This window comes from Rheinheimera sp. UJ63 (assembly GCF_021568285.1).
GTDB classification, from domain to species: Bacteria; Pseudomonadota; Gammaproteobacteria; order Enterobacterales; family Alteromonadaceae; genus Alishewanella; species Alishewanella maricola.
The window spans coordinates 132,284-147,813 of record NZ_JAKGTQ010000002.1 but is presented as its reverse complement, the minus strand read 5'-3'; the positions used below and the strand labels follow the sequence as shown (position 1 = coordinate 147,813).

Sequence of the window (15,530 nt, the reverse complement as noted above, 5' to 3'; positions counted from 1 at the left end):
GATGAGTTATATAAGGGCACTGCCGGTGCATGGTGTGATCATGGAGTTTGGTGTCCGTTTGTGGCAAAACCTTGCGCTGTTTTCTTCGTTTCGTGGCATGTATGAACCTTACAACTATAACCGTAAGATCATTGGCTTCGATACCTTCGAAGGTTTCCCGTCCGTATCTGAAAAAGACGGCAACAACGATGTCATTAAAAAAGGCGCATACAGTGTCACTGAAGGTTACGAGCACTACCTAGACAGTGTGTTGCAATACCATGAATCAGAAAGCCCGCTGAGCCACATTAAAAAGTATGAAATTATTAAAGGTGATGCTACCGCAACTCTGAAGCAATACTTGACGGATAATCCACAGACTATTATCGCCATGGCCTACTTTGACTTTGACATTTACGAGCCGACCAAAAGATGTCTGGAGTTAATCAAAGACCATTTGACCAAAGGCAGTGTTATTGGCTTTGATGAGCTCAATTATCATAAGTTTCCTGGAGAAACCCTAGCATTAAAAGAGGTATTTGGCTTGGATAAATATGCCATAAGACGCTCGCCACAGAGCCCGCTTACCTCTTACATTGTAATAGAATAACAATACCACATCTTAATAACTTCAAATAGCGCCGGTGCTTTCGAATACAAATAACGCTGCTACGAAATCCGGCACTTGCTATAATGCTAAATACGGCATTAATAAACTACAATACAGCGTCAACACTGCATCTTTAGCAACTGCTTTTAACGTTAAAGAACGTGTTTTACTGGGTACTGCAGATCACAACGCTTTACTACATGCTCTACAAAACAGTGAATCTCTGCTGGTTTTTCAGCCGGATCTCGATTTTTTGTATGCCTCTTTTTTTACCGTTCCTTGGTATCAAGCTACAGCTCAGGTAGTTATTTGTACTGAAATAAAAACGTTAGAACAGCACCTAATTACAGAATATCAGAGTGGAAATCTTGATTTAATCAATTTTTATATTGATATGCCTTACTATGAACAACATCTGTTTGCGGCTTATCAACTTTTGCGGGAACTAGTGCAAAACACCAATGGAAAAACCAATTACGTTGAAAAACAGCTGCAAAGTGTCAGTCGTTGCTTCACCAATTCTAAACAGGCCCGCTACCTTGTTAGCACCACACCCGTTCTAACTGAGCCCGTGTGCATAATAGGTAATGGACCAAGTTTAGACTTACACCTCACATTTTTACGCGAAAATCGCCAGGGTCTTATTTTAATTAGTTGTGGTACAGCCCTAATCACATTACAACGGCATGGCTTAGTACCAGACTTTCACGTTGATCTTGAACGTGGCATTGATACGTTGGAGCGTTTGCAACAATTACCGCGTAACTATTTAAAACAAATTAATTTAATCAGCCCGTTAGATCAGCACCCGCAGATTTGTAAACTGTTTCAAACTGCATTATTAGTTACCCTAGCAGGTCAAGAATGTCGTTCTGAACTAGAATACAATTTGGCACCAAAGCAACTACTCGCGTTACATTATGCCTATTATACCGTTACCAATTTAGCTGTTGACCTGGCTTTAACTATTGGCTGCCAAAACCTTTTTCTAATTGGTATCGATTTTGGCTTTAAATACTTAACAGCACACCATGCTAAAGCGTCGGATTATTTTACTTCACAAGGCACCGAAATATATGACTTTGAACTCGCCCATGGCGCAGCTTATAAAGTAGAAGCAAACTTTGGCGGACACTGTTTAACTGTGCCACCGTTTGATGCAGCAAGAAAGCTGATGTCTGAGCGCATCAAACTTGCGTCAACACAGAAAGTATATAATTGTAATGATGGTGCCAAAATAGAGGGGGCTATCGCATTAACAAAACCGCAAATAACGATTCAAACCGAAGCTGTTGCCGCTGCGTTAAACACCATCAACAACTTGTTTATTAAACCTAAAGCGTTTTCAACAGCATCCAGTTCGCATCACTATATAGAAGACAGTATCAAGCTTGTCGAGCAAATGCTGGCGCTATCAGCTAAAGGTGCCCAAATCAGCCTACAGCAGCAAGTTGCCATAAAAAGGCAAATCTTGGAAAAAACCAAACTAAACCAGCAGCATACCTGCTATCAACTGTTTAATGGCGCCTTGCGTTACATCGAAATGGTGACAGCAACTTTACATTACTTTGCTTTGCCAACAACTAGGTTTGATACAGTGAGGCAAGCATGGTTAAACTACTTGGCACACTGCTTATTACAACTGAAAAGGGAAAGTCAAAAAAGTGCAGCACCTAGTCACTAATTGGTTTTTGATTTATCACTAAACAAATGCTCAACGCTAACATTACAAAAACTAAATGGATCAGCTTTGTACTGTTGTTCAGCTTGTTGCAAGTAATCACGCCAGATTGCAAGCACTTGATTAAAAGCATCAAAACGTGCTGGATCTTCTTTTTTACTGGCAGCAGGAATCAGTCTGGCTAAAACCGTTAGAAAATAAATGGCGCTACCGCATAACAGGTAAAACCCTAAACGCTGCTCACTAAAATAGTGATCCCATAAATATTCCCACTGCTTAGGTAACAACTGTTTTGCTTCTTGCTCGTCAGTTACAGGGCTACACATATTACATAATTGGGTGGTGATAGATGAGAAATCCGTTGCTAATACCTTGGCTTTTATTTCGTCTGCAATCAAGCTTAAGTCATAATTATGGAAGCTATTATCAAAAAATTCTTCTATCGCAGTCGAAACGGCATAATCTACTGGTTTAATTATAATATTCTCTGGTAGCAAAGGGTAAGCCCCTTTTATAAAAGCGCCATCACTACAGTTAAAAAACTGTCGATCTTTTGCGGCAGAGGCTATTCTTAACTCCATAATACTGCGCGAAAAGTCAAATTCTGGTTTGGTTTGAACAACGTCTCTAAAATTACCTTTAATCACCAAGTTATAATCAAAATCACTCACTTGCTGCAAGCTTGAACCATCATTTTCACGATAATAAGCAGAAAACTTTGAATGGTGGTTGTTAGGGTCGACGTAACCTAAATCGACACCAAACAAATAAATTTGTTTAAATCCTAACTCAGTGAATAAATCTAATACCAAATTAGAGACTGTAGGATAGCAATAATTAAGTTCAACCGGCTTAAGGCGATGTTGTTCTAACGCTGTACTAAAGAGGCTTGTTGAAGATTCCCCTGTTTTGAGCGCTAAATACACCTTTTTAAAAAGCGCGGCAGTTTCAGGATGAACACCATTTATCGACAATAGCGAAATCGATTTAAGCCATTTAGGATCTTTGACTTGGCTTATCCAACCTACAGTAGCGCGATTTTGTTCAATTTCGGCATGAAAATCTGGGGTTATCCCCAGCTTATAAAGTGATCTCAACGCTGTACCACAGCTTATAACAATCAAGTTATCGCGCTGCTCTTTGATATATTGGTAGCTCTTATCTAAACTTGGTCCATTTCCTACAATAATGACCGGGAGGTCTAGGGTTGCAATATCAGACTCGCGATATGGTTGCCGTAATAACAAACCGTGGTTTTGAGAAAAACTGTGATAAGTATGCGCAACACCATAACGCACATGGTCAAAATTCTCCCCCATGGCAACAATAATTTTTAATTGTGACTGCAGCTTTTGCAGAGAAAGTTTCATTCCTGGGGTTAAAAACGAATTAAATACCAAACTGTTGGCTAAACCATAGGCGCCCGTTTGGTAATATTGGCTCATAATATCAGTAAAGTATTCCTCCCCTGAGCCCCCGATATTAAAGTAAAAACGCTGCTCCGTTGCGGCGGCTTTATTAAATAATGCTGCCCAATCTGTTACAAATAAACTGGCATAAAAAAAGTCGATATTGGGTTCGAAGATAAATAAATTTTTGATGCTGTGTTGTTCAAGTAATAATTCAATATGACGACCAAGACCAACACCGAGAATAATCAGATTTTCAACACTGTCTAATTCGTTAACCGTTTTAAGATGCAATTGTTCTAAAATAGGCTGTATCTTTTTAACCGCCTGAAAATGCACATAGTTTTTAAACTTATCTTGCCCACCTTGAATTAAGATAAGCTCATTATTAATTGGGTGCCGTAAAAAGCGTTGCAGGGAATTGCACGAGTCTTGCTCAGCATCATGATAAAACAAGGCCCAACGTTCATCACAATAAAGATTGAAGCCGTTCTCATCTTCAACACAACGCCAGTATTGCGCTTTATAGTCACGAAAAATGTCATATAACTGCGGGTAATATTGTTGAAAGGCAGCCATATTTGCTAGAAATAGCTCACTTTTAACGGCATCAGAATATTCTTGGTTTGCCAAAACGCTAGGTGTCCGCTCAGGTACAAATAGCGTGTCCTCTGAATACCCTATAAACTGGCGTTGATGTTGAAGTAACTTAACACGATCACCGTTATGATTTAGTAAGAAGCGTAAGACTTCATCTGACACAGGATGTGCTAAATGACGATATATGTGGCAGTGTTGAAGATGTGGTAATAACTCAGTTAGTTCGCGCAGATCTGCAGCAATACTGGCGCCATTGTTGCCTATCTGTAGGGATAACATGGTGTTATAACTGGCAGCCGTATCAAACACATCTGCCCAGTTAATGATACTTAACGAGCTAATAAATAAATCTAATTCTGCCTCGTAAATAACCAACACTGCTGGACGAGCTTTTTGTAAAAACGGGACTAACTGTAGCCCAGCACCAATACCGAACATTAAAACGACTGCCTTCTCGGCAATAGGCTGCAGGTTTGTTTTAGCCGTATTGTTATCTAAGTACAGCGTAGGCGCGACTTGGCAAAAACGTTCAACCTCCATTAAGGCCTCGGCTTTTGGATCGGCTTGGTATAACACACGGCCACTTGCTGTCTCAACAATATTTAATGCCAGATCTTTTGTGCAAAATACCGCATAATTTTTTGCTTTGTAATTAATTACCTGCTGATAAATATCATTATTGAAGTGTTTAAAAAAAAGCAGGTTAGTTTGGAAGGTTTTCTTAAGCTTGACTGCGGCCGACTGCTCATTAATAAATTGCAAATCTACATCTTCATGTAAAAAGTCACTGATAAGGTTTAACATTCCGTTACTCAGTTATCTATTCTTATCATAATTATGACTGGCTTTACGCCCAGTGTTAAGCTCTTTCAAGCTAGTACCGATTGTTAGCCGTTCTTGCTGGGTTCGGGCAATAGCCTCATTAAAAAAATGCTGTAAGCGTTCTAACTGGCTTTGCGCTTGTTGTTCTCTCTGTGCAGCAAGAGTGAGCTTAGCAACCCAAGGCTCTAATTTAGTAAGTAGTTGTGATAATAAAGGTATGTCTAAAGATGAACAAGCAAGCTGAGCTTCAGCTTGCTGGATAATTTCATCGAGTTCAGGCTGATTTACTGTCAAGTTTAAACCCCAACAACCATTTTTTGGCTACGTTGAGCTTGTAATTTATAGCCATTTTCTCGGTCAGCCACAGGAATTTGATCCCAGGCAGATTTAATCGTCACCATTATAGAAATCACATCATCGATTTTTGTAATGTCTAGGTCTCTGCTAGCAATTGTTAAGTGGTTTAGCATAAAATAATACAATGAAAACAAATTCTCTGATAATTCTCCGCCACCATCCATATCAAGTGAGCCTTGAAGAGAACTAATAATCGCCATCGCCTTAGAAAGCGTTTGTGCTTTACCCGCAAAATCTTTACGCTCAATAAAACCTTTCGCTTTTGCCATGTTCTCTAACGCACCTTGCATTAATAACTGTATAACGCGATGCGGATCGGCTACGGCTAAATCATCTTTAACACCAACTGATTTGTAAGCTTTAATACCATAACTCATAACAACTCCTTAGCTCGATGAACTTGAAGTAAACTTAGGTAAACTAGACAGCGCAGCGGTGACGCTCGCTTGCTGCCGCTGCATTTGCCCTAATAAGGTATCTAATGCAGCATAACGCTTCCTAAGTGAATCTTCATAACTAGCTATATATCGGCTGGCAGCCTCAGAAGCTTTAGTATTATCTCGCAGTTGTGATTGAATTGTATCTTGTCGATTAGAAAGAATACCACCTGTCTTAGTGTACTCGCTAACGAATGCATCAAGCTTAGAAATTAATCCATCATCACCACCGAATAACTTTGCCACATTATCGAAATTTTGGTTAAGCGCTTTATCAAAGCGGGCCTGGCCTGTTTCATTATTAAACTCGGAACTTGCAGAAATCTCTAAAGTGCCATCTTTGGTCATAGAGATCCCCATGCTGTACAAACTGTTTAAACTGTCTGCAGCGCCACTAACGGTGCTACCAAGAACACCACGTAATTGATTCATGATGTTTCTAGGTAAGGAATCACCTGATAAAGCACCACTTTCTAATGTAACTTTACCATCTGCATCCAGAATGCGTTTTCTTGTCAAAGTCGCCACTTGCGACACTAGGGTGTTATAACTTTTAATAAAGTCATTAATATTTTTTTCGGCAGCCGTTTTATCCGTAGCCACATCCAGCTTAGCGTTATTTCCATCTGGTGTTTTCGCTAACACGGTGATGGAAATATCTTGTACAACATCATCAAACACATTGGTTTTACTGGACACTGTAGTACCATCAAGCTCAATTACCGCATCTTTAGCTGCCAAAGTCACAGCAAGACCAGCGCTAGCACCTGTTGGCACGGTAGAAAAGGCGTCTAACTCAGCATTATCGTTGCTAATAGCTAAATCATTACCGGTTCCTGTTATCGTGGAAGTTAATACCAGTTTAGTACCTACCGCGCCACCCACGTTAAGTATATTGGCATTAACGCCAAAGTTATCACTGACATCATTAATTTTTAACCGCAGCTCGTTCATCGTCATGCCGGCGGTAACAGCAACAGTAAAAGAATTGCCGTCAGCTTGAAAGGTTAAATTACCTGCCGTAGTACTTACCACTGCACTCGAGTCACTGTAAGCACCATCTGCAGACTCGACCCGACTACCGCTAGCAAGCTGGTTGACCTTGATATCAAAACTGGATGCAGCTGCGGTATTTTTGGCCGTTGCAGAAATAAACTCTTTGCCCGCCTCTGGCTGAACTATTGAGACAGCGCGCGCTTTAAGATTGTCAGTAGATAACTTCTTAGACGCGTCTAAAAAACTGGCTAAGGCTGACTTAAGCTGACCGACACCTGATAAAGAAGCATCGAGGGTAGTCTTCGTTTTATTAATTCTGGCAAGCTTAGTGTCACGCTCTGCGTTGACAAAGGTTGAAACCAACTCATCAAGTGGTAAGCCTGATGCTGCACCAAGAAAGTTAATTGAAGACATTTTAGCCCCCTAGCCTGTACTGTTAATAAACAACCATTACACTTTCCGATCAACCAGAAAGCCTAACGACTGCCCCATTTCCTCTTGTAACTTCTTAATATCTTGTGCGACTTTAAGCAGTTCTTCTGAAGGGATCTGGCGGATTAATTGGTCATTACTACGATCTATGACTTTAATTATAGACCGACCTGAAGCTTCATCTACCATAAAACTTAAAGAGCGCTGTTCAAATACAGCAGCCTTATTGACCACGCTAAGCGCATTTTCTACTTCAGCTGCACTTGGCGCTTTAACGTCCGCTTGTGTATCTGCAGGTCGCTTTGTTTCTACTTCAGAGAATTTAGTTTGCTCTACATTACCAGAATTTACTCTGGCTTCCGACCCAACATTCGATATTAACATAGAGGCACTTGTTATTGTATTCATAATACCACCTCAGTTGTTAAGGCTAGATGAAGGCATAGGCCTTCATCCTAGCGCTTAATTACGTTTTAACCTAACAACGACAACGCTGCCTGTGGCCGCTGATTTGCCTGGGCTAATACAGTAGTGCTTGTTTGCTGTAAGATCTGTGCCCGCGTTAATTCTGCAGTTTCTTTGGCAAAGTCGGTATCCCGGATCCTCGCTCGTGCACCAGACACGTTTTCAGATATATTAGATAAGTTTCTGATAGTTGCCTGAAAACGGTTTTGCACCGCACCAAGGTCAGCTCGTTTACCATCAACCAATTTAAGCGTAGCATCTATCTTAGTTAATGCGCCTGAAGCAGAATCTACTCCGGTAGCATTAGTAGCCATATTTACAGAGCCAAGCCCTATTCCTGTTGCATTAGCTGACCAACCACCAGTCCGACTAACATTTACAGAAATAAAATCCGCTGCAGCTGCTTGAGCTCCAACTAAAACCTTGGTGGAAAAAGTACCATTCAACAACTTTTGACCTCCAAACTCTGTTGTATTAGCCACTCTAGTTATTTCATTAGCTAAAGCAGAAAACTCTTTTTGAAGAGCAGCTTTATCATCAGCGTTAGAAATACCATTCTGTGCTTGTACAGCAAGTGTTCTCATTCGCTGCAAAGAGGTTGTAATTTCTTCAAAGGCGCCCTCTGCAACTTGTGCTAAAGATATTCCATCGTTAGCATTTCTAGTTGCTTGATCCAATCCATTAATTTGACTGGTTAAGCGGTTTGAAATTTGTAGGCCTGCCGCATCATCAGCTGCGCTGTTAATACGAAAACCTGAGGAAAGTCTTTTAAAAGCTGTATCCAGCGCACCACCAGAGTTTATTAGCTGACGCTGAGCATTTAACGACGAACCGTTAGTATTTACAAATAAAGCCATGAGTCACTCCTTAGTCACCAGCAAAAACTGCCTTAGACTGTAGTTTAAGTTACGGTTTTTCCGTTTAATTGAGCCAAGCTGCAACTTGGCTTAACTTTTTATCGGCAGGCTTTAAATTTACTTTAGGATTTTTTTAATATTATTTTTAAGAAGAGTATTGTGGTTTTTAAGAAACATAAAGCCGCCATACGGCGGCTTTATAATAAGCGAGTCACTCCACTGAAGCGGTTCCGGCAAGAAGCAAGATTACTGCAATAATCTCGATGCTTCAGGTATTTACGCTTAACCTTGAAGCAAACTTAAAGCTGCCTGTGGCCGTTGGTTAGCCTGGGCGAGAACTGTAGTACCAGTTTGCTGTAGAATTTGAGCTCTAGTTAATTCAGCTGTTTCTTTAGCAAAATCTGTATCGCGAATACGAGCTCTCGCGCTTGAAACATTTTCAGATACGTTAGTTAAATTTCTAATAGTTGCTTGGAATCTATTTTGCACTGCACCTAAATCAGCTCTCTTTCCATCAACAGCTTTTAATGCAACATCTATTTTAGTTAATGCGCCTGAAGCAGAATCTACTCCTGTAGCGTTGGTAGCCATATTTACTGATGCAAGCTGAAGACCTGTAGCACCTGCAGACCAACCGCCTGACCGACTTACATTTACTGATATAAAATCTGCTGCGGCAGCCTGAGCACCAACTAAAACTTTTGTAGAAAAACCTCCTGTAAGTAACTTTTGCCCACCAAATTCTGTTGTTTGGGCAACTCTTGTTATTTCTGCAGCAAGAGCTGAAAACTCTTTTTGAAGAGCAGCTTTATCATCAGCGTTAGAAATACCATTTTGAGCTTGTATAGCTAAGGTACGCATACGCTGCAAAGAATTAGTAATTTCGTCAAATGCTCCTTCAGCAACTTGGGCTAAAGAAATACCGTCATTGGCATTACGCGCCGCTTGATCCAAGCCGTTAATTTGGCTGGTTAAACGGTTAGAAATCTGTAAGCCTGCTGCATCGTCAGCCGCGCTGTTAATTCGAAATCCTGAAGATAAACGTTTAAAAGCAGTATCTAAAGCCCCACCAGAATTGATTAACTGACGCTGTGCATTTAAAGCTGATGAGTTAGTATTGACAAATAAAGCCATGATGTAATCCTCGCTTTTTAATTGTTTGAGGCAATTAACACTGTGTATTGCCTGTTTCTTGCCGTGTTAAATATGTATCGGCGCAGTGCGGGGAAACTTTAGAATTTTTTTGAGGATTTTAAATGCAATATTAATCAATGACTTTAGAGCAGGCATTGCTGCCTGCTCTGGTTTTTAGCGGATATAATCAAATAACGTTGTTGCGTTAACTTTAGAAAACGTTTGTGAGGCGGCCTGTAATGCCACTTCTTGGCGCTTAATTTCAGTAAGCGCTGCGGCAAGATCCACTTCGGAAATATCGGCCTTATACTGCTGGTTATTAATCAATAAATCGGCATTGGTATTAAAAACACTGTCTACCACATTTAATCGCCCGCCCAAATTGGCTAATACACTGTCAACGTTGTTCGCGGTGACTGTGGTCTGCTGCAGAATATCGGCAAGGCCAACTGTTAAATCACTTGCTGAGGAAGCTGGATCACTTAACGTATCTATATACTTCTGTAAGGTATTTAAAATATTGGTTTGTTGTGGTTTCGGTAGTTCAAAATCAACTTGAGCGGGTAGCGGTGTCGCCGCATCTATTGCAAATTCGGCGCCATTAAAGTTAATAGCACTACCTGGGACATAACTTCCTGTCACAGGAGGTGTTAATGCACTGCCATTGCGTAAAAATTGATAATTACCTGTCGCATCAATGTCTAAACGATAATTATTATTCGTTGCCGTTAAGTTATCGTAATTACTTAAATAGAAACCGTCAAAAGCCGTTTGATTAACTACGTTGATCGTTGTACCAGCAGGAGCTGTTGTTAATTGGGGCATGAAACGCGCAAACACAGAATCAAAAATAGCTTTACCACTGTCATTTGAGGGTAAACTGATTGACTGCGAAATCTGCAGTGAGCGGCTGCCATCATCGCCTGTAAACTCATAGATACCCGTTCTTGTATCAAGGGTATAAGCCGCCGCTTTGTCTTGAAAACCTGCAAAGATATAACTACCTTCCGCACTGCGGGTGTTCATAAGATCAAATAATTCAGTTTGAATGTTTTTTAATTCTAAAGCGATAGCTTCGCGTTCATTTGCCCCATATGTACCATTTCCTGAAGCAATACCTAATGTTGAAATACGGTCAAAGGACGTTCTCATACTGGTTAGCACCGTTTCTTGGAGTGCTAAGTTGTTTTTCAGTAAAATACTGTTGGTCTGATACTGCTCTGTTTGTGCTTTGCTTTGATCCAAGCTCAGCACTTTAGCCGAACCTGCTGGGTCGTCGGCAGGTGACAAAATACGCGTTTGCTTGCTAAGTTGCGTTTCGGCTTTTGACATACGTTGCTGTGCGTTTAGAATGCCATTTAGGCTCTGTGTAAACTGCATATTAAAAGTTAAACGCATACCTTACCTCACTGACTGTAACAGAGTGTCAAAAATTTCTTGCGAAGTGGCTATAATTTTAGCAGCTGCAGCATAGCTTTGCTGAAATCGAATTAAATCGGCCGCTTCTTCATCTAAGTTTACCCCAGATAAAGACTCATACCATAAGGTGGTCTGCTCTAAAATAGCCGTATTGGCTTCATCAGCAGTGCGCGCTTGACGCGTACGCTCACCAATGTTCCCCACCATAATCCCATAACTTTGATTTAAACTATACAAATTCACTGCGGAACCAGCAGGATCCGCACTGCGCCGCACCAGCGAGGCATTTTGTAACGCTGACATGGCTAAACCATTGCGGTTGTCATTGTAGCCGTTGCTGTTAAAGCCCAACGTAAATTTATCACCAGGCTTGGGCACACCGGTAATATTAAAATCAAAACCTAACTGAGATAAATCGGGCACATTATTTGGGTTAGTAAATACATTATTAAAATTATTGGTATCAAAAAAACTGTTGCCCAACACACCATTGGCATCAGCAATTTCAAATACATGTTGTCCAGAAACGCCAGAAGTAGTGTCGAATCCCTGATACGTAATAGTATAGGGTCCATCCGGCAAGCCATTACTGCTAAAAGCCGACGTGGCCGGATTGGTATTGCTCACCGTTAAACCTTCAACCCGCCCATTACCCAAATTAGTAATATCATACTCACCGCGCACCGGGCCGGATAACGCTAAATCTTCAGCTCTGGACGTTGCCATTTGTAACTGGCGTGCCGCAGAGTCTAATGGTTTTAATAAGAATTTATCACCTGTCACACCACTAATGGTTAACTTTAAACCAAATAAGTCACCATTGGCATTATCGGCGGTAAAGGGGGAAGTTGAAGGAAAACCAGTGGCACTGGTTAAGGTTTTCACTTTAAGGGGATCAGGTTGGCCATTGCTGTCTAAATATGGTTGTCCCATCTCGTCTAAGGCCGTTACCGTGGCGGTAGTGGCATCGACTATCGTCACAAGGAAATTATTCGGCGGCAATTGATTGGCATTGCCTGGATCAACTTCTACGATAACACCACTGCCTGCGCTATTGTCTTTAAACGCTAAACCTTGCGAGCTAGGTAGCCGAAATAAATCCTGCCCAATGGTGCCATTTAGCGTTAAGCCTAATTTATTTTGCTGGTTCATGTTATCCGCCAGCGTTAGCCCTAGTTGCCCTAATTGTAGCTGCGTCGGGTTAAGTACTTGCAACCGATAATCAGTTAAAGCACCTACCTTACCGCCAATACCTTGTGCGCTCAGCGTCACTTTCACTTTGGAGTTTTCACTAAGTGTTAGTTGTATTTCGCGATCATTCGGATCCGGTTCGCCGCGCAGTGAAAACAGATTAAACTGCCCACGTTCAACTACAAGCGCCTGCCCCGTGCCCATAAATACCAGTTTTTCACCTGAGTTGGAGTCAACGGTTTGGATATCGACAAATTCGGCTAACTTTAAAATAGCGGCATCACGCTTATCGAGTAAATCTAAAGGAACAGGCCGACTGCTACTAGAACCATAGTTAGCAATCTCGAGATTATAAGACGCAACCTGACCAACCAAATCATTGATGTCTTTTACATAGATATCCAGCTGTTGATTAATAAAGTTTTCTTGATCAGATAACAAAGTAGACATATTGCCAAATTGGTCAATTAACGACTGACTGGTTCCTAAGACAAGTTGCCGATTGGATAACTGCGTTGGATCATTGTTCGCGGTTTGAATTTGTTGAAATAAGTTATTCATACCGGTGGATATACTATTGGCTGCATTAGAAAACAGCGCATCAAGACGATTCGCTTCTGCCAAGTACTGCGCACTGTAAGATGCACTGGTTGTGTCACGACGTAATTGTTTTTGGCTAAATTCGTTTACTAAGCGCTCAGTGGTGCCTTGGCCAACACCCAAGCCAAATTGCTGCGACACAAATTCCGTGCGTTGCCGCACATAGCCAGGCGTATTGATATTGGCAATATTGTTACCGGTGGTATTTAGCAAGGTGTTACTGGCTAATACCGCTGTTCTACCAATGTTAAGTAAGCTCATTTATCGCTCCACGCACCCGTTTACGGGTATAGGCTATTCTTCGGCTGTTGTTTGAAAATCTTGAGCGTTATTTAATTCTGCTCTAACTTGCTCAAAGGCGGTACTTTTAAATACCGCCATAATTTTTTGGGCATAATTGGGATCGGTGGCATACCCTGCGGCTTGTAATTCACTAAAATAGGCTGCTGGTTCAGGCGCGGCAGCCACCGCTTGCTGATAGCGCAGGCTATTAGCAATAAAACCCGCGTAATCTTGTAAGCTGTGTTCGGCAGAATCATAAGCCCGAAACTTAGCTTGCTCTTTACGTGCCACACCTTGGCGGTATTCCAGCGTATCAACAACAGCGGTCTCACCTTGCCAATTACGGCTAGCTTTAATACCAAATAAATTATAACTATTGTCGCCACTGGCGGTTTTAATAACGCGTTTACCCCACCCTGTTTCAAGTGCGGCTTGGGCAATCAAGGCTAACGGATCTAACCCTAAAGCACCGGCAGCTTTGCGTGCGGCGGGCAGTAAACTGCGAATAAACTCCACCGGTGAATCGTTACGAAGCGCTGACGCCCCCACAACGGCTAGTGGCTCAACATTGCTTGTATTGCTACTACCAGCAATTGCAGCGGCTTGGGCTTGTTCTTGCTTTTGTGCACGCTGTTGTTGCAGTTTATCTAATAATGGGCTCAGTTGTGATAATTCGCGCCGCCCCGGCTGAGCCATTTCCACTTGCGCTAACTGCTGCATAGATTGGGCTTTTAATAACCCCAGCTCCGGTGCATCTTTAAACAGTTGCACTTGTGGCATGTTTAATTCATCGGCACGCGTATCACCGGGTAAGCGCAGTGCAGAAGCGGATTGTTTGTGCTGGCTGACGGCTTGAGGGTCCAGCTGTTGAACTAACAAATCGGCTAAACCCAAGGCACCTTTTTGCGCTAAATCAGATGCCATCTGGTTATCATGCATATCACGATAAAACTCCGTGGTTTGGCTGTTCATCAAGCCTTCTGCTTCAAATGCCTTATTCGCTTGACGCATACTTTTTAGCAGCATATTAAAAAAGATCCCTTCAAACTGCTCAGCCGCTTGGCGCAGCGCGCCCTTGTTATCGTCTTTAGCTGCACTGCGAATTTGCTGCAGGCTGCTTAAATCATGATAAGAATGTTGCAGTTTGCTGGTATCCATTTAGATCACCACCAGCTCGCCATGAATGGCGCCAGCCTCTTTTAACGCTTCTAAAATGGCCATCAAATCACCCGGTGCTGCGCCAACGGCGTTCACTGTACGCACTAAATCATCAAGTGTGACACCAGGGTCAAATTTAAACATTCTGGAGTTTTCTGGGTTCACATCAATAATGCTGTTTTGTACTACGGCCGTTTCACCACCGGCTAACGCATTAGGTTGCACCACCTGTGGGTTTTCAGCGATGGTAACCGTTAAGCCACCATGGGTAATCGCGGCAGGGAACAAACGCACATCTTTACCAATCACGATGGTGCCAGTGCGAGAATTGATAATGATCTTGGCAGATTGATCTGCCGGTTGAAAGGTCAAGTTTTCTAATACCGACAAATAACTTACGCGTTGGCTAATATCGCGCGGCGCTCTAACCTGTACCGAAGAGGCATCTAATGAAAAGGCGGTTTCTGGGCCCATAAAACCATTAATTACTTCAGCCAATCTTTTTGCAGTAGTAAAATCTGGGCGCTTTAAATTAAACGTAATAAAATCGCCTTTGGCAAAAGGAGACTCTACTTCACGCTCGACTACAGCACCGTTTGGAATACGGCCCACGGTGGGTGTGTTCACTAAAATACGCGAACCGTCTAAACCTTCCGCACCTAAGCCACTGACAATTAAACTGCCCTGTGCTACTGCGTACACATTGCCATCTAAGCCTGTTAAAAAGGTTTGTAATAAAGTGCCGCCACGCAAACTTTTCGCGCTACCCACCGAAGATACCGTAATATCGATATTTTGCCCGGGCTTAGCAAACGCCGGTAACTCAGCATGGATGGCCACTGCCGCCACATTTTTTATTTGCGTACGTGAACCCGCCGGTAAGTTAATCCCAAAATTAGCCAGCATGGTGCGGAAACTTTGTTCGGTGAATGGGCTTTGTTCGCCAGTTCCGGGTAAGCCGACCACCAACCCATAACCGACTAATTGGTTACTACGCACCCCTTCAATATCGGTGACATCTTTAATGCGCGCAGCTTGAACAAGGTTGCTACAAACTAACGTGAATAATAAGCCGAGCGTGATCAGAAACCGCATATACTG

The 15,530-nt window shown here is 42.1% G+C and carries 13 protein-coding genes; 2 read left to right on the top strand and 11 right to left on the bottom strand.

The window, feature by feature from the left end:
• The first annotated feature begins 1 nt into the window (after position 1).
• Complete coding sequence (locus L1N97_RS06745) at positions 2-589, top strand: class I SAM-dependent methyltransferase (RefSeq protein WP_236129250.1); 588 nt, start codon at positions 2-4, stop codon at positions 587-589.
• 34 nt (positions 590-623) lie between these two features.
• Positions 624-2,273 (top strand): motility associated factor glycosyltransferase family protein, encoded by a 1,650-nt coding sequence (locus L1N97_RS06740; protein WP_236129249.1) that lies wholly within the window; start codon positions 624-626, stop codon positions 2,271-2,273.
• Here L1N97_RS06740 and L1N97_RS06735 read toward each other — a convergent pair.
• From L1N97_RS06735 to L1N97_RS06685, 11 genes are all read right to left on the bottom strand, one after another.
• Entirely contained in the window at positions 2,270-5,083 is a 2,814-nt protein-coding gene (locus L1N97_RS06735) for a motility associated factor glycosyltransferase family protein (RefSeq protein WP_236129248.1), read from the bottom strand. The genes L1N97_RS06740 and L1N97_RS06735 overlap by 4 nt on opposite strands.
• Before the next feature lie 12 nt (positions 5,084-5,095).
• Positions 5,096-5,395 (bottom strand): hypothetical protein, encoded by a 300-nt coding sequence (locus L1N97_RS06730; RefSeq protein ID WP_236129247.1) that lies wholly within the window; start codon positions 5,393-5,395, stop codon positions 5,096-5,098.
• 2 nt (positions 5,396-5,397) lie between these two features.
• The gene (gene fliS, locus L1N97_RS06725) at positions 5,398-5,835 is read right to left on the bottom strand and encodes a flagellar export chaperone FliS (RefSeq protein WP_236129246.1); all 438 of its coding nucleotides are present in this window, start codon (positions 5,833-5,835) and stop codon (positions 5,398-5,400) included.
• Positions 5,836-5,844: 9 nt separating this feature from the next.
• Positions 5,845-7,305: a flagellar filament capping protein FliD gene (gene fliD, locus L1N97_RS06720; RefSeq protein ID WP_236129245.1), complete on the bottom strand. Its 1,461-nt coding sequence runs from the start codon at positions 7,303-7,305 to the stop codon at positions 5,845-5,847.
• A gap of 36 nt (positions 7,306-7,341) precedes the next feature.
• Positions 7,342-7,731 (bottom strand): flagellar protein FlaG, encoded by a 390-nt coding sequence (locus L1N97_RS06715; protein WP_236129244.1) that lies wholly within the window; start codon positions 7,729-7,731, stop codon positions 7,342-7,344.
• A 65-nt stretch (positions 7,732-7,796) separates the two neighbouring features.
• Positions 7,797-8,645 (bottom strand): flagellin N-terminal helical domain-containing protein, encoded by an 849-nt coding sequence (locus L1N97_RS06710; protein WP_236129243.1) that lies wholly within the window; start codon positions 8,643-8,645, stop codon positions 7,797-7,799.
• Positions 8,646-8,927: 282 nt separating this feature from the next.
• Entirely contained in the window at positions 8,928-9,779 is an 852-nt protein-coding gene (locus L1N97_RS06705; RefSeq protein ID WP_236129242.1) for a flagellin N-terminal helical domain-containing protein, read from the bottom strand.
• Positions 9,780-9,953: 174 nt separating this feature from the next.
• Positions 9,954-11,177 (bottom strand): flagellar hook-associated protein FlgL, encoded by a 1,224-nt coding sequence (gene flgL / locus L1N97_RS06700; protein WP_236129241.1) that lies wholly within the window; start codon positions 11,175-11,177, stop codon positions 9,954-9,956.
• A gap of 3 nt (positions 11,178-11,180) precedes the next feature.
• The gene (gene flgK, locus L1N97_RS06695) at positions 11,181-13,250 is read right to left on the bottom strand and encodes a flagellar hook-associated protein FlgK (protein ID WP_236129240.1); all 2,070 of its coding nucleotides are present in this window, start codon (positions 13,248-13,250) and stop codon (positions 11,181-11,183) included.
• A 33-nt stretch (positions 13,251-13,283) separates the two neighbouring features.
• Positions 13,284-14,429, bottom strand: a complete 1,146-nt coding sequence (flgJ, locus tag L1N97_RS06690) for a flagellar assembly peptidoglycan hydrolase FlgJ (RefSeq protein ID WP_236129239.1) — start codon at positions 14,427-14,429, stop codon at positions 13,284-13,286.
• The gene (locus L1N97_RS06685) at positions 14,430-15,524 is read right to left on the bottom strand and encodes a flagellar basal body P-ring protein FlgI (RefSeq protein ID WP_236129238.1); all 1,095 of its coding nucleotides are present in this window, start codon (positions 15,522-15,524) and stop codon (positions 14,430-14,432) included. It lies immediately after the preceding gene.
• Positions 15,525-15,530: the final 6 nt, after the last annotated feature.